Source organism: Shewanella sp. JNE2 (assembly GCF_023159115.1).
GTDB classification, from domain to species: Bacteria; Pseudomonadota; Gammaproteobacteria; order Enterobacterales; family Shewanellaceae; genus Shewanella; species Shewanella putrefaciens.
This window is the reverse complement of sequence record NZ_CP096169.1, coordinates 1,545,044-1,566,466: the sequence shown is the minus strand read 5'-3', so window position 1 is coordinate 1,566,466 and position 21,423 is coordinate 1,545,044. Positions and strand designations below refer to the sequence as shown.

Genomic DNA, 21,423 nt, shown 5'->3' with positions numbered 1-21,423 from the left:
TACAGGAGGCGAGTAAACATGCGTAAGGTGTATGGAATTGGGATTAATGATATAAAGGACTCAACAAGGGACTCAACCTATCAAACATGGAAGGATATGCTTAAACGCTGCTATAAGCTCAATTCAGGTGCGATAGTATGCAAGCAATGGTTAACCTATTCTAACTTCAAAAGCTGGTATGAGGTCACTTCAGAGCGTATTCGCGCAACTGGCTACCAAGGTAAGTTAGAGTTGGATAAAGACTTGAATTGCCAAAATGGACTAATGTACTCACCTATTGATTGCACGTTGTTACCACCTGATGTAAATATTTTATTGGCTAAACTGGGTTGTTCATCCCGTAACAATACAGGTCTAGCAGGTGTCTCCATGGTAACTGACCGTAAGCTAGCCAAACCTTATTCAGTATCTCACCGTATTAACGGGAAAAATACACGGCACACATTCACGACGCCTGAGGAAGCATACTCATTTAGATTAGGTTACTTTGTTGGGCGGATTGAAAGTTCCTTAGATACTTATTCAGACATGCTTAAAGCACAATGCAAGTATCACAGCTTAGCCCGCTTAAGCTCAATTGAGGTCCTATCTCAATTTGAGTCAATGGATGCGATGGTAAAGTCATGCGGTTAGGCGCTGCTACCTGAAATCTATAAGGGCTATGCCTTGCTAACTTCAAAGCATGAAACGTAAGCATGCGAGCCAAGGACGGCTTAATAATTAACCACAGGGCGTGTACAAGGCACTATGTACATGAACAAATATCATAGGTAAAATAAGAACTTCATTATTTTTCCAACTAACTGACTTTCCTAGAGTTCATTAACGGGCGACAACAAGAATAAAACAAGGCAAACTGACAGCATGATGTCAGTAGCCTTTAAATAAAAGTGAATTTTATTGTTTTAACTTAGCCAGCAACCAAGATTATTTTGGCAAACTGGCTTGATGTGCCTGAATAAAATCATCCATGGCTTTGCTCGCCCTCACTTGGGCGCTGGCTAAGGTATCTGTATCAACCATAGTTTCTACCACTTCGTAGTAGCACTTAATTTTAGGTTCAGTGCCAGATGGTCTGACAATCACCCGAGCCCCGCCCGCTAAGCAGTAAGTCAATACATCGCTCGGTGGTAAGTCGATTTTCTCAATATTTCCATCGGCAAAACGACGCTCAAGGGCCTTTAAATCATCGGTTGAGAGCACATCTAACTCACCAATCTTCAGCGGTGGATGTTCGCGCAAATAGGCGCCAATATTGGGCGTGTCAGGTTTTAGCGCAATGCTCACCTGCGCATTGAGATGGAACCCATGCTCACGGTAAATTTGCTCGAGTCTGTCCCAAATCGTTTGCCCCTTCGCCACCAGCTCGGCAGTTAATTGGGCAAATGCCACCAGCGCCGACAAGCCATCTTTATCCCACACCATGCTACCAACTGTGTAGCCAAGGGCTTCTTCATAGGCAAACAGGAACTGATCCTCAGGCGAAGTTTTCGCAATCCCCACATTCATCAGCCACTTAAAGCCAGTGAGCGTGGTAAAGCTTTGCGTACCAAACCCTTGAGCAATCTTAGATAACAGGCTCGATGACACTATCGTTGTGCCCGTAAGTCGTTGATTATCTTTGGCGTGAGATAACAAGTAATGCCCAAAGAGCACACCGACTTGATCGCCCGTCAGCATCTGATACTCGCCATCCTCTTTACGCACTGCAACCGCAAAACGGTCGGCATCGGGATCGTTAGCACAGGCGAGCATAGCGCCGTGTTTTTTCGCCTCGGCAATCACTAAATCCATCGCCCCCTTTTCTTCAGGGTTTGGGAAGTTCACCGTCGGGAAATCGCCATCGGGTTCACGCTGGGAGGCAACCGAATACACTTGGGTGAAACCAGCATCTTTCAATACCGTTTCAGCCATTTCGGCACCCACGCCGTGCATGGCGGTATAGGCTAAACTGACCTTTTCTGGAGCGGTATGGTTTTGCAGCACCTCTGCTTGCTGCACGCCATGACGATAGCTTTGGTAAAAATCGTCCTGTAGGAGTATCAACTTACCTTGTTTTACCGCGTCATCATGCTCTAAAAACGGAATCGCTTGATTCGCTGCACGCTCAATTTGCGCGGCAATACCAGAGTCGTGGGGCGGAATAATCTGCGCGCCATTCTCCCAATAGACTTTATAGCCATTGTATTGCGGCGGGTTATGACTCGCGGTCACCACAATGCCCGCTGCCGCATTAAAATGTTTTACCCCAAAGGCCACCAGCGGCGTTGGCGCTACTTTGGACGTTAAGCGCACCTTAATGCCCATAGCGGTGAGCACACTCGCCGCATCATGGGCAAAATTGAATGAGTCGTGGCGGCCATCATAACCAATCACCACGCCACGCTCGGCTGCATCTTTAATCTGATCAAGTAGATAAGCACCAAGACCAGCAGAGGTTTGGCGGATCACCAAACGGTTCATCCCCATAGGCCCAGCGCCGACGACACCACGTAATCCTGCGGTGCCAAATTCCAAGCGACCCGCAAAGCGCGCTGCGAGTTCGGCTTCATTGCCGCTATCAATTAGGGTTTGTAACTGGGCTTGAGTGCGAGGGTCAGGATCATTTTCAAGCCAATGGTTTACCTGTAACTGCAGATGGGTATTCATATCACACCTCATTGAAAATCATTTGCAATCACCTTAGGAAAAAGCACGTAGAAGAACAAGCTAATTTGCATTAATTTCAAAATGAGCCAAGGGTATTGCCATAAAAAACGCACTATCTAACAGGTCATGCCAGATAGTGCGTTGGTTTTAACAAACTGGTTTCAAAACGGATTTAGAGTTTAAAGATATTATCCTTCGTATCTCTGTCGATGAGCTTCACAAAGGGATCGACCCCCACATAACTGGGTTTTTCAGCCAAAGTGATCGTCAGCTTGTTTTCACCACTCACCAGCCTATGCTTCTCAATCAATAATACCTGTTTGTCATCCTTTAGCTTATCGGGATCGGCACTAAAGGCACCGATGTCGATGATGGCATCTAAAGGTTGTTCGGTTTCTTCACCTTTACCACTCGCGACTTTGCGACTGGCATAAATGCTCAAGTCAACTTGCGTCTTACCATCAGGCAGAGTGGTCATGACCGCATTGGTTAACCTGAAGTCGTAGAGTGTGATGTCATTAAAAGACTCATCGATAAAGCGAGCTTGCGCTTCATCTGTGCCTTGCTCAAGGTAACTCACTAAATCCAATGTGGTTGGGAAAGGATCGTTACAATACTGATAACGTGCTAAGAATGCCTTCAAATTAGCGTTAAGTTTCTCTTCACCCAACACATCTTTAATGGCCATCATCACCACTGAGCCTTTCTGATAATGAATGTACTGCTGATTTTCACTGCGCAGCAAAGGCATTTCTTTGATGGATTCAGATGAACGGCCACGTAAATATCTATCTAATTCATATTTCAAGAATTTACGGATCATTTTATCGCCGTACTTTTTCTCCAGCACCATCAGCGCCGAATATTGCGACAAGCTTTCGGATATCACAGCACTGCCCTGCACATCCGCAGCGCCCACTTGGTGTCCCCACCATTGATGCGCCACTTCATGGGCTGTGACGTAATACACAGGATCGATATTATCCTCATTGCGTAAATCAGTAATAAAACCAATACGCTCTGAGTAAGGCACTGTATTAGCAAAACTTTGTGCAAAACTACGGTAACCCGGAAACTCCATAATTCGCATTTGCTTATGCTGATAAGGCCCAAATGCTTGTGTGTAGTAATCGATAGAATCTTTAACCGACTCTATCATGCGCGCAACGTTCCAAGGATGCTCCGCATGGTAGTAAACCTCAACCGCAACACCATTGTGCTCAGTTTTTTCCACCTGATAACGGCCCGAAATAATGGCGTAGAAATTCACCATAGGGCTATCCATCGAATAATGGAAATACTCACGCCCATCCTGCTGCCACTGTTTTTGCAAATACCCTGGCGCTAATGCAATTTGATCTGCACTTGTCGAAATAGTGGCTTCAAACTGAATGAAATCACCATCGACACCAAAGAAGTTTTGCGTGTAGTAACGGCTGTCTTCAAGCTTGTTCGCTCGAGCTTTTTCGGCTAAATCGCGCTTTTGGCGCTCGTGGCGATCCATAAGCTCATAGCCATCTTGATAACCAAAGAGCGGCAATAGTTCGAAGTTGTTGATGAAGGTGCCATTTTCAACCACTGACATATCAAAGCCAGCTTCAGCAATACCCACAGATTGACGTACTAATTGGATATCCCCTTGCACCACTTGCCCCGGCTGAACAGGCGTCGTAAAGGTCAGCCAAGTATTACGATAGCGGCTATCAAACTCACCTAAGTTAGCATTAGGAATATTGATTTTTACCGTTTCGGCCTGAGTGTGCTCTGGCAACTGCACTAACATCTTTTCGATTGGTTTATCCGACTTGTTTTGCCATTCGAATATCACCTTAGCAACAATTTTTCGCTCTTCAGGGAAAATATCGATATTCGCATTGACCTTAGTAGTCACTAAAATTGGCATGCCTTGGTATTGTTTAAAGGCCTTCTCATAATCGGCTTGCAGATCAGTGGTTTCATCTTGGGTTAAATAATGATTCAACACTTTGGTCTGGTAGAACAAATAACTGCCCATGCCCAAAAACACCACCAAAGCAACGCTCACAATGGCTTTTCCACTAAAACCAAGCTGATAACCCAGTAATCCCATACGGGTTTTAAGGCTCTGCTGCGGTCCGCGGTGATACAAACCATAACCTAAAACAAACAGGATAAGGCTAAAGGCGCCCCAGTAAATCATATAGAGTGCATGGCTTAATAAGCCCCAACCGTAGCCGTTCATATCCGAGTAAATTAAGGTCGGTGATTGCCCAAAGTTATATAGGCTATGGCCAAATCCCCAGCTTGCCATAACAAATGTCGTCAGGTAATAAGCAACAAATAGTCCCATACCTGCGTACTTATTAGGGCTAAGCACTTGCAGGAAAAACGCCAGCACTGCGGTCATCAACAGCGGCAGGAGGTAATAAAATCCGAGTCGAATAAGGTACTGAGCAATCTCAAGATTGGCTTGACCTTTTATCAATTGAAATACAATTGTGGTACACATTGCGAGCACATAGAGCAAAGTCATCACTATGACCACAGACACTAACTTTGAGCCCCAAAAGCTTAAGTTTGATACGGGAACACTATCGACTATATCCCCCATACCTGAGCTGCGTTCACGCCAGACGATTTCTGCACTGTAATAAATCAGCACTATCACCATCAATAGCCCCGTCGCGCCGGCAATGTTATTCACCATATCTTGGGTTAATGGCCAATTAGATGTGCCGTACCAACCAAAATCATCGAACATGGGGCCGACTAAATTGAAAATAGTCAGCACACCTAACACCACAAATGGCGCGGTAAATAGTACTTGCCGTACTTCAAATTTAACCCGCGTCCAAAATTGCTGGCGACCATTAGGCTCAGTTGCCATAGCCAATTGTGCCAAAGGCACTAAGCTAGGAACTTTTCCTGCTTTATCGGATTTTTTCTCACGTTTCTTAGTCAAACTCGGCTGACGGAAAATCCCGGAAATGGCCAGTAATACACAGGCAATTCCAAACCATATCGCCCGGTTTTGCAGCACAAGCCCCGAGAATTCAATTAACTGGCTATTCTTCTCACTAATGGTCCAATAACGAGTCACTTCGGCAAAGGTGCGCAGCGCAAAGGGATCAAGCAAGGCGGCTATGGTGCGATATTGTGGCTGACTCGCCATTTCGCCCGTCAAGGTATAGAGCACCAACATAGCCACAGCGGTCAGATAGAGCGCCATCAAGGAGCGAAAACGACTTGCCATCGCATAGAATAGAGTCGAGATCAGCAGTAAAGTCGGCATGGCGAGTAAAAAATACGGCACAAGGTAATTCGATAGCGTAAAAGGCCCAAATCTGCTCGCATCGACCCATGGCATAAAGGAACCGAGCATTAAACCGATTGGGATAAAGGCAAATACCAGCATCACCACAATAAAACTGCCTAGAAAGCGGCCAAACTGGTATGCAAATGGCGATAGGGGTTTGCTATAAATCAGCTCTTCCATCAAATGCTGATGATTGCGGATAGCCGTGCTACCCACAAAATTCACCACGGCAAACATGGAAATTAATCCCATGATCAACATGGTTTGGGTAATACCAAATGGGCTGTTTTTCATCACCTCACCGCCACTACCAATTTGAATATTGTTAGAGACGACTGATAGAAAACTCATTAAAAACAATAGAAAAGAAACAACATAAAAGGATGGCTGACGCAAATAATAACGCCACTCAAACCTAAGCATTGATAACAACATATTGATATCTCCTTAGGCAGCCTGACGGCGGTGGCTGTGTAAGGTAGAAAAATACAGATCTTCAAGCCCAGCAGTCGTAGGGGTAAATCCTTCAGGACAAGTTTCAGCCATCACATTAAGGACCGTGCGTCCCGCTAATAAACGCCTAGAAATCACAGGTAATTGCGCTTCAAGCTCCTGCGCCTGTGCTTGACTTACAGTCTTAGTCCAAATTTTTTCCGTTAATTCACCCACCAATTGATGTGGATTGCCTTGAAGCAGAATTTTACCCGATGCCAAAACCGCCATATTAGCGCAGAGTTCAGACACATCTTCGACAATGTGAGTCGAGAGGATCACCACTTTTTCCTCGCCTAAACTCACCAGCAAGTTATGGAAACGGTTACGTTCTTCGGGATCGAGACCCGCGGTAGGCTCATCCACAATCAATAATTTAGGATCACCAAGCAATGCCTGAGCAATACCAAAACGCTGACGCATACCGCCAGAGAAACCGCTAACCGCTTTATTTTTATGCTGATAAAGATTGGTGTGAGCCAGTAATCCTTCAACCGCCTCTTTACGCAGTTTGCTTTGATTAATGCCCTTAAGAATAGCTAAATGATCTAAAAGGTCATAGGCGCTAATACGCGGATAAACATTAAAATCCTGCGGTAAATAGCCTAAGGTTTTACGTAGTGCTTGAGGATCGGCTAATACGTCAATACCATCAAATACTATGCTGCCGCTGTCGGCACTTTGCAGGGCAGCAATGGTACGCATCAGTGATGACTTGCCAGCGCCATTGGGTCCGAGTAAACCAAACATCCCTTTGGAAATCGTTAAATCAACCCCATCGAGTGCTTTAACACCGTTATCATAGGTTTTAGTGAGATTAGAAATAGTCAGCATGCTTCCCTCTTGCTTCAGTGAGTTCAAAATACCGACAAACTATCACATAAAATTAACCTTTACAGTGGTTATCAAGATATTCATGCACTTACAGAATGCTAGCCAGAAAAATTAGTCATGCATTCTTAATCCATAAAATAGCAAAATGGTCTTTATTTGAGCCACTTCTTATTGAAATATAATGAAAAAGTAAAAGTATGCTACCAATCCCGATGTGGCGTGCTAAATACAATTAGTTACACAAACCTCAACATTAACGGAATGGTAAAGTGCCATCGAATATGCGCACTTTTAAGTAGATTGCTTATCTGCAGCTTTTGTACTGACAGCGGTCAATGAACAAACGGAGAGTGTAATTAAGCACGTGCTAATTTTAAAAATCCTCTTTAAAGCTTAACGATTCACATATTAAGAATACAAAAAAGCCGTTTAGTATGGGCTAAACGGCCGAGACATAATGGCTATTAGATTAGCAACAATAATTCATACTATTTTTCAATTTCTTGCCCACGCGTTTTCCATAGCGAATACAAGACACCAGCGACTAACAGGCCGAAAGTCACGCCAAGAGACACTGCAGTTGGGATAGTAAAGTCCACTATTCCCTCGTGGTTAAAGTACACTAAACCCACTTTCACCCCGATAAACACCAACACCACAGATAGAGCATATTTTAGGTATTCGAAACGATGTACCATGGCTGCTAAAGCAAAGTACAGTGCACGTAAACCAAGAATGGCGAAGATATTTGAGGTGTAAACAATAAAGGGATCTTGAGTAATCGCAAATATTGCCGGGATACTGTCAACTGCAAAGACTAAATCTGCAGTTTCAACCAAGATTAACGCCAAAAATAACGGCGTTGCCCACCATCCTTTACTTAACTGATGATCCTCACCACGCACCCAAAACTTCTCATAGTGCAGGGTTGGCGTAAAGCGCATCTTAGTGCGTAACCATTTGTAAAATTTATTATCTGCAATATCCCTGTGTTCATCTTTTGAAAACAACATCTTCACACCAGTGAAAATCAGGAAAACGCCAAACAGCACAAGGACTGCTTGATATTGAGCAACAAGCACAGCACCAAACCCAATCAATATGGCACGCAACACTATTACGCCCATAATTCCCCAGAAGAGCACCCTATGTTGGTATAGGCGTGGAATGCCTAAGCTACTGAAGATTAACGCGATAACAAAGACGTTATCCATAGATAACGATTTTTCAATTAGATACCCTGTCAGATACTCCATTCCTGCTGTCGGGCTCTTATACCACCAGAGCCAAGCCCCAAACAGTAAACCCATACAGATATAAAAAGCCGATAACTTTAGGCTTTCTGCAACGGTAATTTCATGCTGTTCCTTGTGCAATACCCCCAGGTCAAAGGCTAATAACGCCAGCACAAAACCGAAAAACATTAACCAAACCCAAAGCGGGTAACCCACAAACAGGGTGGTAAAAAACGCCATAAGTCTCCTTAATAAGGTGAGAATACTGCTTTACCTAAAAAGCCCGACAAATAGGTTCTAACATAGTGAAATATAGAGAAAAAGCAAAAGCTAAAAGATTAATGTTCATTTAAGATCCCATTTATTCTAATAGGCTCTTAAAAGTATAGGGAAAATAAACAGATAAGAGTAAATAAGAGCGATAAAGAATGTCAGGAGCAAAGCAAAGAGGGTTCAAATGACTTGGTAGTCTCGAAACCTTAGTCTCGAAAATAACGATAAACCAACACCACAAGATGCAACATAAGTAAGCCGCTAACAGCACAGCAAAAAAAGAGTAAAGCAATCGAATTGACCTCCAGCGGTGTATCCCAATAGCAATACCACCATAGGGGCCAGTCAATAACAGATAGGCAAGTAAGTTGCCACATACAGCGCTTACAGCGACCTATTTTCTGTTTAAAAATCGACGTTTTACATTCACCACAAACCATAGATTGATTATTTCATCCATTTCAATGCCATAAGCACTTAAAAAGATAGGCTGGATTTATCTAATGTAGATTAATCTAAAAGTGAAGTCCTGAGCCTTGCCATCCCCTCATCAATAGAAACCAGCGCACAATACCCCAAATCACGCTTGGCAGCGCTGATATCAAAATAATGGCTGCAAGATAACTGGCGTGCGACAAAACGCGTCATAAGGGGTTCTTCTTTTTTCTTAAGCAAAAAATACAGGCTTTCCAATGCCGCGCCAGCGATATAGGCCACAGTTCGAGGCACACGTCGAGTAACAGGAGGCAATCCATCACAGGCTAAGATCAGATTGAGCATTTTTGCCATAGTAATAGGCTCATCATTACTCAAAAAATAGGCTTTACCTTGACACTTTGGTTTAGGTTGGCAAAGTTCTAAGGCGGCGAGTACATGGGCATAGGCAGCATTATCGATATAGATGGTATCGACGAGTTTATCTTCGCGGCCAACCAGTTTTAACTTTCCTAAACGGCCACGTTCCAGTACCCGAGGCACAAGATGGGGATCGCCAGGGCCCCATATCAAATGCGGCCGCAGAGCGACTGTTTTTAATGCATAAGGTGTAATCATTTGAGTTGCATCAGTATGTTCAAGTGGCACTTCACCGAATTGATTAGCATCTAGCATCATTTTTTCGGCAATGGCTTTCGAGTGAGCGTAATAATTAAGGAATGTAGATGCGTAGGGGGTGGACTCATCAATCCCTGACTCATCTTGGCCTGTAAAGGTGACGCTCGGGGTGCTGGTGTAGACTAACTTATTTATTTTTAATGCTTTACAAACAGCAATCACATTAGCAGCGCCCTTCACATTAGGACAAAAATAACTGTCTCGATCGCCCCAAACCCCCGCTTTAGACGCCACATGGAACACGATATCGCAACCCTGCATCGCCTGCTGAAGTTGCTCCTTATTGACGAGATCCCCTTGCTTCATCGCAACACCCAACGCTTCAAGCTCTGGGTAATGCCCACGTGCAAAGCCTGTGACCTTAATGCCTGCCGCTAACAATCTTAAACAAATGGCCTTACCTAAAAACCCCCCAGCTCCCGTCACAAAGGCATGCGTTGCCTTAAGGGCAAGCTGCGTAAGCGCAGTTTGTTCGAGTGTGTCGAATTGCGCTAGTGTCGGATTTTTGATTGGATTGTTCGTCATTTAGGCATCCATTTCAGCGCATTGATATGAGCTTAAAAGTCAGTGTAAGAGTTTAAAAATAAGCATAAACGCTTAAAAATAAGCAAGTTTGTTCAAATGAACACAGAATATAACGTTAAAAATGCAGGAAAAAGCTGCAGAGCTTTAAATCAGCCTTTCGTTTGGGATTGCGCCCATACGGCTAATTTTTCTCTAAAAATTTTGGCATTGTGCCGTACATCCACGGGGAAATCCGGATGAATCAAAAATCGTTTTATCCCCTGAGTTTGGTGGAATTGCTCAGCAAGCGTAGTAAGCTCTTGATAAAGCAGCTGACTTTTATTACACACCAGTGATGTATCCAGTTCGATACAGATTAACGGTGTGATTTCATTCGCTACTTTCACACCCACTAAAGCAGAGCGTTTCACATTAGGATGCGTATTAAAAATACGCTCACAGGGAATCGAATAATAACGCTTAGCAAACTTCCCTTTATGGGTGGCATCAACTCTGTGAGCTTTACGTCCGCACATCCATAACCGACCTTGGTCATCAAGATAACCCAAATCGCCCATTCTATGTCGAACGCAATTGGCGACAGGATCCCATATCTTAGCCATCGCTGTCGCACTATCGCGTTGATTATCACGTTGGCTATCATATTGATAGTATGATTGGCTCACCATAGGCCCTTGTACTATTATCTCGCCAATTTCACCATTCTTAAGCAGTAAAGCATCATCCCACTCGGGTATAACGGCTTCACTTATGCCGATAATGCCAATAGAGACACCATCAATAGCATGGCCAACACAGATGCCAGCGCCATTATCTGTCATCTCGGTCGTGGCAAATAAAGCATCACTGGCAATCATACTGATGGGCAAAGATTCAGTTGCGCCGTAGGAATTTAATACAGGTACGCCATCACTTAGCATCTTGCTAAAACGAGCAATAGAAGCAATCGTCGCTGGCGCCCCCGCCGAAATAACCCGTTTGACACTCGGCAATGTATGTTGCTTTTGCTCCCCCGCACGGCCTAAACGTTCGAGCAGCGCAGGATTAACAAAAATATTGCTGCATTGATATTGCTCAATCGCGGCAAACAAAAATTCGGGGTTAGCTGTGATAGGTTTACTGGCATCCATTTCGGGCACAATAGATGCCATACCCAGCGCCGGACCAAAGAGTGAAAACAGCGGAAACGTCGCTAAATCACGCTCACCATGGCAAATCCCATAATCGTTTTTTAGCGCTTGAATTTGCGCCTCAAACATTGCATGGCTATAGACAACCCCCTTAGGTGTGCCCGTACTGCCACTGGTGAATAGAATCGCCGCCATTTCATTTGGCTTTAGCAACACCATAGGATATGGCGACTTTTGAGCAGAGGATTGTGCCGAGGTATTTTGCAATAGCGTCGATAGACTCATAGCGCCAGTAACCATACAGTTCAATTTTGCAGCAAAGCCTGTTTTACCACCATCAACATTGAGCAATATCTTTATGGTGCCCTTACCCCAGCCAAATAAGCGCCTTGCAATATGCGCCTTGGGAATACCAATAAAAGCATCGGGCGCAGCCTCAGCAAAGCACTGCTTAAGGTTTTTAATCCCCATGCCAGGATCAACAAGAATGGGGATAATCCCCGCTTTAAACAGCGCAAAGGTTAAGGCAAAAAAATCGAGGCTCGGCGTAACCATCAGCACAGCCTTCATACCGCGGGTAATACCATGAGCATTAAGGGCAAAAGCTATCACATCACTTTGTCGGTCAAGACTGAGAAAATCCAGCTCGCTGTAACGTAAGTTCGCCACAGAAGCGCCCTTCGCGCTTTGTACTGCTACAGCAAGATGATGGGGAATGTCATGGGCAGCTTGTTTAAGATGACGGCAAATATTGGCATCACTGGCTATTGCTGATTGAGACGTGCCAGTTGAAAATGACGTTTCCGTCACCAAAGGGATCACTTCTTTTTCGAGCAACGTCGACATTAACCTGCAGCCCGTTCAAAGGACGCAGATGCGACTTGTTCATCGGCCATAAAACCTTTTATATGGGCAATCACTTCGTCACTGGCATCTTCCAAAATATAGTGACCGCAATCGGCAAATTCATGCACAGTCGCATGGGGCATGTGCTGGCGCCATTTAGCTAAAAAGTGTTTGTCGAACACAAAATCCTTCAGCCCCCAACAAATCAGGGTCGGCACTTTGGCAAATTTAGGTAAACTCGCTGCAATATCAGAGACTAACTGATAATTTCTATCCCCTTCACGCAGCGGAATATCCTGCACAAAGCGCAGAGTAGAAATGCGGTTTGACCAAGAGTTAAACGGCGCAACGTAAGCCTCACGGATATATTTCGCCATTGGCTGACGTTTCACACCAACATAGGATGCGATAGATGAAAAAGCATTAAAACCACGCACTAAAACTGTGCCTAACAAAGTATTACGACAGATCCATAAAGGCCAAGGGAAAGGTTTAGATTCAGGTAAATGGAAGGCCCCAGTATTCAATATCACCAAGCGTTTAATGCGTTCAGGATAACGCGCCGCATAGCCCATACCTATCATGCCGCCCCAATCATGCACAACTAAGGTGATGTTCTCTTTGATATTTAAACTATCGAGCAAGGCTTCGAGATCATCTATACGGCGCTTAAGTGTGTAATCGTAGCCGCTATCATCGGGCTTATCCGACAGACCACAGCCGATATGATCCGGCACTATGCATTGATGAGAATCTTTTAAGGCGCTCACTAAATTGCGGTAATAAAACGACCAGCTTGGATTACCATGAACCATCACCACAGGTTCACCGTGGCCTTCATTGATATAATGCAGCTTGTTACCATTACGGTTAAAAAAATGACGTTGAAAAGGCAACAGAGTGTCTAACATGACGCTTCCTATTTTGGTTCTATTTATGAGAGCGAATTTAGCGAGTCAGTCTTTTATGGGAACGCCGACAATGGCAGTAAAAGACCTAAAGCGCCCCTACCACTTAATGCCTAACATCATGCAATTCAAGCCGCTACCTATACCTAAAAAGCTCACTTGATCGCCCGCTTGTAAAAAACCTTCATCATGGGCCATGGCGGCCGTCACAGGTAAAGACACTGTGCCCATATTGCCAAGCAATTGATAGGTAGGAAATTCTTTTTCGGGTGGAATATTAAGCGCACTCAGCACTTGTTTGCGGTTCGATGCACCCACTTGGTGGCAAATCACTTTATCCACTTGCTCAACCAGCCAATTGCGCTGCTCAAGGAAATGCTCCCAAGTGTGTTTAGCCAGCTCAACGCCTTCCTTCAGCAGGGTTACCGCATCGGTACGCATAAACTCACGGTAAAGATTATGCCCCACTTCCTGCAATCCCCACTGACATAATTGATGATGCTCTGGAGCAGATAAATGCGATGCGCCAAGCAGTTGATGTTTACGCACGTTCGTTAGCGGTAAGCTGCCGTCGGTAAGGATAACCGCCACGGCACCAGAGCCTCCCGTGAGGGTCGCCAATGATTGGGCAAAATTCTGCATGGTTGGAGAAGCAAGCATATTATCGATAGTCACATCAACAATATCCCGTGCCGATTCACAGGAAACCACCATACCCGCCTTGATCTGACCCAGTTCAATACGGTTAGCAATGTCTAAAATACCCGATAACACCCCTAAGCAGGCATTACTGATATCGTAAATGGCGGTGTCCTTGGATACACCAAGCTCAGCAGCGATACGACAAGCGGTGGCAGGTTCATGTTGATCGCGACAGACTCCGGTGTACACCACAGCCCCTAAGTCAGCGACATTTATTCCCGTTTCAGCAATGGCTTTACGCGCTGCGTTAATCGCACCATCGGATAATTGGTGTCCTTTAGGCCACCAGCGGCGTTCGGTAATACCTGTCAATGCCGCTAATTGTCCCATAGGAATACGGAACTTTTGATATAAAGGCGCAAGGCGAGACTCTAGCTCGCTACTGGAAACCACTACAGGTGCCAGTTCATAAGCCAGGCTATTAATAAATACGCGGGAATATTTCATGAAACTGTTTTATTCGCTCACTAGAATCACTGACCGAGGGTCAGCTTTCAGTTGTTATTCGTCATTAATGCGACATTTGAACAAGAAAAGCCCGATGATTCAATAAAAAACCATCCTCAGTATAAGACTTGTCTCACAGCGATACGCATAACCACTGGCACGTTAACAGCATTAACACTAGTTTCAAATGAACTAATACAGAAATAGTTCATAAAAAACATTGCAGTACAGTATATTTTTAGACGCTATTTTTTAATCAACTGACTTTAACGCCAAAATGAGTGCATTTCTGGGTGTTACGCTGTTTGCACAAAATTCACTCACGCTAACTTGGTATCCCTGCTCCTGCAAAAAACAACAGCGATCGAGTATTAACCACTGTTCGAGTACTGAACGAAATAAATGCGCGACTAAATCAATGCGTCTGGTCAATCGTTGTCTTTGATACCCAGTTTCAAGCCAAAGATTAAAATCAATATGTTGTGGTAAATTGACCGATTTTTGTGTCGCGGCCCACAGGCAAAAATCGGCAAAACAGCCACTCAGTTGGCTCTGTTTTATCGATGGAATAGGTAAATACTCATCTACATTTCGGTATTGCCTCTGCAACGCATCAAACCCTAAACGCCACGCAATTTCTTGGTGACGTAGCGTCTGTTGTTTCGGGCTTGCAATCACACTCTGCTGCAGTGGTAATTGCAAATCATGGCGAGTCAGTGTGAGTGCACTCTGCTTTGCCACCGTTGATAAAGGCTGATAATGGCTCGCACGGATAAGATGATAACAACAGGGCGAAATAGCGAGCGCCTGAGTGCCCGCAGTCGCCGCAAGGGTTAACAATCGCACATGCAAGTCACCGCAGGCATGGAGCGCCACCGCGTGCTGCTGTGCGTATAAAGGATTCGAGTATTTACCATCGCCATTCAAAGCGCTATCGACAATGTCAAAGGCATCGACGCAAATAAAGCGTTGAGATAATTGCCATTTATGAGCAAAGGCTTGGCCTTCTTCACAGAGCTTTTCCTGCCATTCTAAGCTCACAACATCAACGCCGCGTGCTTTAGCAATTAATCGTCCTAAATGCCCCTTACCTGCACACCATTCAAGCACGGGTAAATCATGGTGAGGTAAATGCTGCACAAATGCATGAATTTGCTCCCACTTACGGCCCTTTATATGGGCACTAAAATGGGCTTCATCCTCAAAAGAGAAGCGAGTGGCCGAAATATGCTTTGGTTTATTTGCGTCAGCACTATCAATAAGTTCAGCATTTGAAGTGCGTAGCAGGGCTAAATTCCACTTTAGGCCTAACGTCTTCAAATCAAGATCTAATGCGGGAGATAGGGCATCGACTAGCAAGCCTTGATCTGCATCGAGTTTATCCAAGTTTTCATCAGCGATAGCCCATACCGCCTCGGCTAAATGCGGGAACTTAGCAGCCCAAGGTAAGGACGATGCCTCAAAAGCACGCATTTGCCAGAGGGAAGTACTCTGCTCAAGCAACTGATTCAGTTCGCTAAACTTCTGTGAGTAAGTGAGTATTGTATGCAAATTATCTTGGTTCACGTTATGCCCAGTGTAAAAATGCTTGTCTTGCCATCAGCTCACTTTATCTTGCCTAGTCGATGGCTTTAATAGACAAAAGGTTTAATGGACAAAATGACTTTAATGAGAAAAATGTTAGTATCTTGGCGCGCTAGCGCGAACTTAACCTCAAGCTAGCACCTAACATTAACGGTTAATCATCGTCACCGAAAAAGGATCAACATGCTTTCACCCTGCGTTGCACGCTGCGGCTTAAATGATGAAAATTATTGCATGGGCTGTTTTCGTCATATTGATGAAATCGTCCGTTGGCGCGATGCCAGCGAAGCGCAACAAGTTGATATATTAAACCAACTCCCTGCCCGTAAAGCCTTGTTTAAAGACGATAAAAATCAACACATATTAAGCCGCGCAACATGGCTAGAAGCTGAGGCCCGTTTAGCGAAAAAAGCCTGACAATGTCAGGCCTTTTGTCACTATTTTTTCATCATGGCTTTTAAATCGGCAAAAGGATTGTAGGTCGCCGCGGCTTGTTTGGTCTCAGTAGTGCTACCGTAGCGGATCAATTCTTCAAAACGGGAATGTTCGTTATCGTGGCAATACAAGCACAATAACTCCCAATTTGATCCATCAGATGGATTATTATCGTGATTATGATCCCTGTGGTGCACCGTCAGTTCGCTTAGGTTTTTCGGGGTAAATTCTCGAGTACAGCGGCCACACACCCAAGGATAAAGTTTTAACGCCTGCTCACGGTAACCACTCTCACGTTTGGCTTTGTATTCCCGCGCCTCGGCTAATACTTTATCTAATTTACTCTCACCTTGATTAACTGACATGCTGTCACCTTACTTAAAACAGACCTCAAAAATTGCCCCAAGGATAATCTGACTTATCACTTGGAGCAATATGGGCCTTAGATCATAAGGCGTTAAACACATTCTAATCCACACATTCACTCGCAAAAAAACGGTTTATGCAACATGCCCCTGATCAGCGCTAGAAAGATGTAGATAGTGCAAATATTTTTCATATTGGGTAACGACATCCGCCAAGATTTGCTCTTCGGTATAACCCATTACATCGTAATGCTGCCCACCCTGCTCAAGGTAAACCTCAGCGCGATAGTACGACGTATTCCCTTGCTCTAGCTCTTCCCCTATCGGGTTTACAATCTCAAAACAACGCAAACGTACACCGTATACAAAGGGTAAGTTAACTTCATTACTGACAACGAGCCTGACTTTTCCCTCGATGTATTCGAGATCAGCGACAATACCTTTGCTCATAAAACGCTGACAGACTTTTGATAATGCAGGGGTCGCCACATTATTGATAAAGACCCGCGCGTCTTCCTCTGTCGGATGTGACACTAGCACTTCAATACGCTCCTCCCAACTGATATTGGTTTTGGCGTACTGCACGCTAGTATTGTGCATCTGTACACTGTTGATCTTAAGCCAATCATTTTTTAGTGCTTTATATAAACCAAGGCACATCAATAACATAACGACTAAAAATGGCATAGCACTGGCAATTGCCGCGGTTTGTAATGCCTGTAGCCCCCCCGCCAATAACAGCACTGAAGCCACCACACCTTGAAGTAATGCCCAAAATACTCGCTGCCATACAGGTGCATTGTTATCACCGCCAGAGGTCAAGTTATCAATGACTAAGGAGCCAGAATCCGATGATGTGACGAAAAAAGTCACCACTAAACAAATCGCAATGCCTGACAGCAATGTCGAAAATGGCATATGTTCAAAAAACACAAATAGCGCCACAGAAACATCGGTATTGACCGCCTCAGCTAAATAAGTCGCCCCTTGATGCATAATGGCGTTGATAGCCGAATTACCAAATACTGTCATCCATAGGAAGGTCAATGCCGAAGGCACAAATAACACACCAATTAAAAACTCACGGATTGTTCGACCACGGCTCACCCGCGCAATAAAAGTCCCAACAAATGGCGACCATGAAATCCACCACCCCCAATAGAGTAATGTCCAACCACCCAGCCAATCTTCCTTCTGTTGATAGGCATATAAATTAAAGGTTTTATTCACTAAATCACTTAAATATCCGCCGGTATTTTGCACAAAAGCCTGTAATAACATCACAGTGGGACCGAGGATTAACACAATACACAAGAGTAAAATCGCCAGACCAAGGTTAAGCTCACTCAAACGCTTTACCCCTTTGTCGAGCCCAGAAAACACCGAAAGCGTTGCTAATAAGGTAATACCTATGATTAGAGACACTTGCACTAGAGTGTTATTAGGTAAGTCGGTAAACAGATAACTCAGTCCTGAATTGACCTGCAACACCCCAAACCCCAGTGATGTCGCCACACCAAACATAGTACCGAGCACGGCAAAGGTATCGACCACATGACCAATAGGCCCATAAATTCGCTCACCAATTAAGGGATACAGGGCACTGCGGGGTAATAGGGGTAACTTATGGCGATAGGAAAAATAGGCTAGGCTCAACGCCACCACGCCATAGATTGCCCAAGCGTGAATCCCCCAATGGAAGAAAGTGATCTTCATTGCCTCTTTAGCGGCGGCAATGGTTTCGGGAGTCGCATCGGGTGGTGCCAAAAAATGCATTACGGGCTCAGCCACCCCAAAAAACATCAGGCCAATGCCCATCCCCGCCGAAAACAACATGGCAATCCAGCTTTTATAGCTATAATCGGGCACGGAATGATCGGGGCCAAGTTTGATATCACCAAAACGGCTCACCATCACAAAAATGATAAAAATTAAAAAAATAGCCACACTCAAGATATAAAGCCAACCTGCTTTCATCTCTATCCATGACTGCATTGATTTAAAAAAAGCATTCGCCTCTGTTGGCCACACTGCGCAAATCATCACCATTAAGGTGATAAGAAAAACCGATGAATAAAATACCGGTGGGTTGATACTCGTTTTAATCGACATTAAGACTCCCTTGTTTTAGCAAGCTCCCTATTCAGCCAACTGAATCCTCGTTTGGTACACCAGATTCATTGAATAAGCGTAGATAACGGAATAATCGCGACGCCAATGCCACGACATATACAGATGTCATAGCCACCACACCCAATAATGCATAACAAGCATTCGCTTTTCGCAATACCTTGTCATGTCATATTCGTTATCTTGTTTTATTCGATAGGAAATAGAACATAGGTGAGCTAATCCCAATAAAAGCCACAGTATAAGGCTCAGTTTAAACTGGGATAATTAGCATAAAAAATGGCGACTCATTAAGCCGCCACAGAATTATACCACAAAATGCACAAAACTTGATATTTAACCCTATCAATAGGGTTTAGACTGACTTAGATGTCGCCTATTGGGTCGCAGGTGTTTGAGAAATTCCCGCCGTAAGATTAAAGCGCATCGCCTCCTCAAATGACCAATCGACAAGAATAAGATCATCTCGCTTAACTAAACTCGTTACCCCCGCCATTTGATAACTCAATTGAAATAACACTGGCACCCAATCTCCCTCGGGTAATGCATCGAGTAAGGGCTTAGGCGGAGTATCTGTCATAATAAACCCGACCACATAGCCGCCATTTGCTTGTTTAACCAACACTGTTTGTTGGGTATTTAGCTTGCCTTCACGATTCATTAGGGAAGCAATATCGCGAATACTGCCATACACAGACTTAAATAATGGAAAGCGCATTAACTGACGCTCTATCCAACCATAGATCCATACGATGGGACTGACCGAAAACAATAATCCGACCGCAAACACTAAGGCCACGACTAAGATAAAACCGATACCGACAAAATGTTGGTTAATCCCTACCAACGCTAAAATAAAAATCCCTAAACCATCCAAAGACACAAATAACGACCAAAACAACCAGAGGCTTAGGGCCATAGGGAGTAAGTTCATTAAGCCGCGGGCTAAGGTTTTCTTCATGACACTCTCATTTCATCTATGGGATAAAAAAAGGCATAAAATATTTACGCCTAGAAACACCACAAATGCTACCACAGAGTCACTTTTGCATCAGCACTTGATGTAAGGTAAGGCGCAGATAAAATCAATAACAAATCGCTATGGCATCGAGGGAAAGAATATGCGCGTGACTCGCCTAGACCACTTAGTGTTAACCGTAAAAGATATCGAGGCCAGCGTTGCCTTCTATCAAAGTGTATTAGGAATGAAAAAAGTGATATTTGGCAACGGGCGCGTTGCCTTAATTTTTGGCGATCAAAAAATCAACTTACATCAAGCGGGTGCTGAATTTGAGCCTAAGGCCGCCCTAGCAACGCCCGGCAGTGCCGATCTGTGTTTTGTGGTCAGTCATAATATTGAAGCAGTGATCACCCATTTAAACGCCCTTCAAATTGATATCATTGAGGGCCCGGTGCTACGAACTGGCGCCACAGGTCGGATAAACTCTGTCTATATCCGCGACCCAGACTTAAACCTGCTTGAGTTATCCGAATATCTGCCCGCCTGCACGCGGTAGGCAAGATAGCCTTATAGTAGAAGGTAAACTGGCTTTATTACCTCTACTGTTCGCTTTGGATTTAAAAGAAATGTGATGGCAAAAAACAATAATGTGGTCGGTGTAACAGCTTTTGTAAACCAAGGCATTGGCTAACAATGGGGATAGAAAGGTGTTTAGTATTCAGTTTTGACTTAACACCTTTCCAATATTGATCTGTCGTAGATGGCCTAAACTTTAAAAGACGTTACCAGCGAATTTAAGGTTTCTGCTAAACGAGCAAGATCGGCACTTGATGCTTGAGTTTCATGGGCCCCCGCAGAAGTTTGATGTGACAAATCTCGTATATTCAAAAGGTTGCCATCAACCTCCCGCGCCACTGTCGCCTGCTCTTCTGCTGCACTGGCAATGGTAAGATTTTGTTCATTAATTTGAGCAATAGCGGTGGCAATCTGTTGTAAGGCATCACCTGCCTGCTGGGCAATAAGCAAGGTTTCAGTGGCACGATTGCTGCTATTTTGCATGGTGTTAACGGTAGTCTGAGTTTCAGCTTGCACTAAATGCATCATACGCTCAATTTCTTTGGTTGATTCCTGTGTACGATGTGCCAATGCGCGCACCTCATCGGCAACTACGGCAAAACCTCGACCACTTTCACCTGCTCTGGCAGCTTCAATAGCAGCATTCAATGCCAACAAGTTAGTTTGTTCGGCAATGCCTCTAATCACATCCAATACTGAACTGATTTCGTTTACCCGACTCGCTAATTGTTGAATTCCCTGACGGGCTTGTTGTAATTCACCTTCAAGGGTTTGTATGGTTTGAATCGTATGCTGAACACGCTCTTTGCCTTGACGAGCTTTAATATTTGCGGTTTCAGAGTCACTCGATGTTGCACTAGCACTGCGGGCAACTTCTTCAATGGCTGTCGTTAATTCTGTCACCGCCGTCGCTGCTAATTCGA

Annotated in this window: 17 protein-coding genes; 3 read left to right on the top strand and 14 right to left on the bottom strand. The window is 44.4% G+C overall.

Going from position 1 to position 21,423, the window contains the following annotated elements; translation table 11 throughout:
* The first annotated feature begins 18 nt into the window (after positions 1 to 18).
* Complete coding sequence (locus MZ182_RS06960) at positions 19 to 633, top strand: hypothetical protein (protein ID WP_158497642.1); 615 nt, start codon at positions 19 to 21, stop codon at positions 631 to 633.
* Between the two features lie 294 nt (positions 634 to 927).
* Here MZ182_RS06960 and MZ182_RS06955 read toward each other — a convergent pair whose 3' ends face one another.
* The 10 genes from MZ182_RS06955 to MZ182_RS06910 all read right to left on the bottom strand — a co-directional run bounded on the left by MZ182_RS06955 (position 928) and on the right by MZ182_RS06910 (position 16,015).
* Positions 928 to 2,649, bottom strand: a complete 1,722-nt coding sequence (locus MZ182_RS06955; RefSeq protein WP_248069315.1) for a phospho-sugar mutase — start codon at positions 2,647 to 2,649, stop codon at positions 928 to 930.
* Positions 2,650 to 2,821: 172 nt separating this feature from the next.
* Positions 2,822 to 6,379 (bottom strand): ABC transporter permease/M1 family aminopeptidase, encoded by a 3,558-nt coding sequence (locus MZ182_RS06950; RefSeq protein ID WP_248069313.1) that lies wholly within the window; start codon positions 6,377 to 6,379, stop codon positions 2,822 to 2,824.
* A 12-nt stretch (positions 6,380 to 6,391) separates the two neighbouring features.
* Entirely contained in the window at positions 6,392 to 7,270 is an 879-nt protein-coding gene (locus MZ182_RS06945; RefSeq protein WP_248069310.1) for an ABC transporter ATP-binding protein, read from the bottom strand.
* Positions 7,271 to 7,758: 488 nt separating this feature from the next.
* The gene (locus tag MZ182_RS06940; protein ID WP_011919043.1) at positions 7,759 to 8,745 is read right to left on the bottom strand and encodes a TerC family protein; all 987 of its coding nucleotides are present in this window, start codon (positions 8,743 to 8,745) and stop codon (positions 7,759 to 7,761) included.
* Positions 8,746 to 8,984: 239 nt separating this feature from the next.
* Positions 8,985 to 9,218 carry a DUF3624 domain-containing protein gene (locus MZ182_RS06935; protein WP_248069308.1) on the bottom strand — a complete coding sequence of 78 codons (234 nt, stop codon included), beginning with the start codon at positions 9,216 to 9,218 and terminating at the stop codon, positions 8,985 to 8,987.
* A 70-nt stretch (positions 9,219 to 9,288) separates the two neighbouring features.
* Positions 9,289 to 10,416, bottom strand: coding sequence for a 2-alkyl-3-oxoalkanoate reductase (oleD, locus tag MZ182_RS06930; protein ID WP_248069305.1), 1,128 nt, complete (start codon positions 10,414 to 10,416; stop codon positions 9,289 to 9,291).
* 149 nt (positions 10,417 to 10,565) lie between these two features.
* Complete coding sequence (gene oleC, locus MZ182_RS06925; RefSeq protein WP_248069303.1) at positions 10,566 to 12,392, bottom strand: olefin beta-lactone synthetase; 1,827 nt, start codon at positions 12,390 to 12,392, stop codon at positions 10,566 to 10,568.
* Positions 12,392 to 13,303, bottom strand: coding sequence for an alpha/beta fold hydrolase (locus MZ182_RS06920; protein WP_248069301.1), 912 nt, complete (start codon positions 13,301 to 13,303; stop codon positions 12,392 to 12,394). The genes oleC and MZ182_RS06920 overlap by 1 nt, the downstream gene beginning before the upstream one ends.
* A 96-nt stretch (positions 13,304 to 13,399) precedes the next feature.
* Positions 13,400 to 14,449 (bottom strand): 3-oxoacyl-ACP synthase III, encoded by a 1,050-nt coding sequence (locus tag MZ182_RS06915; RefSeq protein WP_011789933.1) that lies wholly within the window; start codon positions 14,447 to 14,449, stop codon positions 13,400 to 13,402.
* 252 nt (positions 14,450 to 14,701) lie between these two features.
* Positions 14,702 to 16,015 (bottom strand): methyltransferase, encoded by a 1,314-nt coding sequence (locus MZ182_RS06910; protein WP_248069299.1) that lies wholly within the window; start codon positions 16,013 to 16,015, stop codon positions 14,702 to 14,704.
* Positions 16,016 to 16,216: 201 nt separating this feature from the next.
* Between MZ182_RS06910 and MZ182_RS06905 the strand changes: the two genes are divergently transcribed.
* Positions 16,217 to 16,450, top strand: coding sequence for a DUF1289 domain-containing protein (locus MZ182_RS06905; protein WP_011789935.1), 234 nt, complete (start codon positions 16,217 to 16,219; stop codon positions 16,448 to 16,450).
* A gap of 20 nt (positions 16,451 to 16,470) precedes the next feature.
* Here MZ182_RS06905 and MZ182_RS06900 read toward each other — a convergent pair whose 3' ends face one another.
* The 3 genes from MZ182_RS06900 to MZ182_RS06890 all read right to left on the bottom strand — a co-directional run bounded on the left by MZ182_RS06900 (position 16,471) and on the right by MZ182_RS06890 (position 19,924).
* Positions 16,471 to 16,833, bottom strand: a complete 363-nt coding sequence (locus tag MZ182_RS06900; RefSeq protein WP_011789936.1) for a YajD family HNH nuclease — start codon at positions 16,831 to 16,833, stop codon at positions 16,471 to 16,473.
* Positions 16,834 to 16,968: 135 nt separating this feature from the next.
* Positions 16,969 to 18,945, bottom strand: coding sequence for a BCCT family transporter (locus MZ182_RS06895; RefSeq protein WP_115015500.1), 1,977 nt, complete (start codon positions 18,943 to 18,945; stop codon positions 16,969 to 16,971).
* A gap of 394 nt (positions 18,946 to 19,339) precedes the next feature.
* Entirely contained in the window at positions 19,340 to 19,924 is a 585-nt protein-coding gene (locus MZ182_RS06890; RefSeq protein ID WP_014610260.1) for a DUF502 domain-containing protein, read from the bottom strand.
* A gap of 160 nt (positions 19,925 to 20,084) precedes the next feature.
* Between MZ182_RS06890 and MZ182_RS06885 the strand changes: the two genes are divergently transcribed.
* A complete protein-coding gene (locus MZ182_RS06885) occupies positions 20,085 to 20,480 on the top strand; it encodes a VOC family protein (protein ID WP_011789939.1) in 396 nt (131 codons plus the stop codon).
* Between the two features lie 209 nt (positions 20,481 to 20,689).
* On the opposite strand, the gene MZ182_RS06880 is transcribed toward MZ182_RS06885, so the two are convergent.
* Complete coding sequence (locus tag MZ182_RS06880) at positions 20,690 to 21,403, bottom strand: methyl-accepting chemotaxis protein (RefSeq protein ID WP_248069291.1); 714 nt, start codon at positions 21,401 to 21,403, stop codon at positions 20,690 to 20,692.
* Between the last annotated feature and the right edge of the window lie 20 nt (positions 21,404 to 21,423).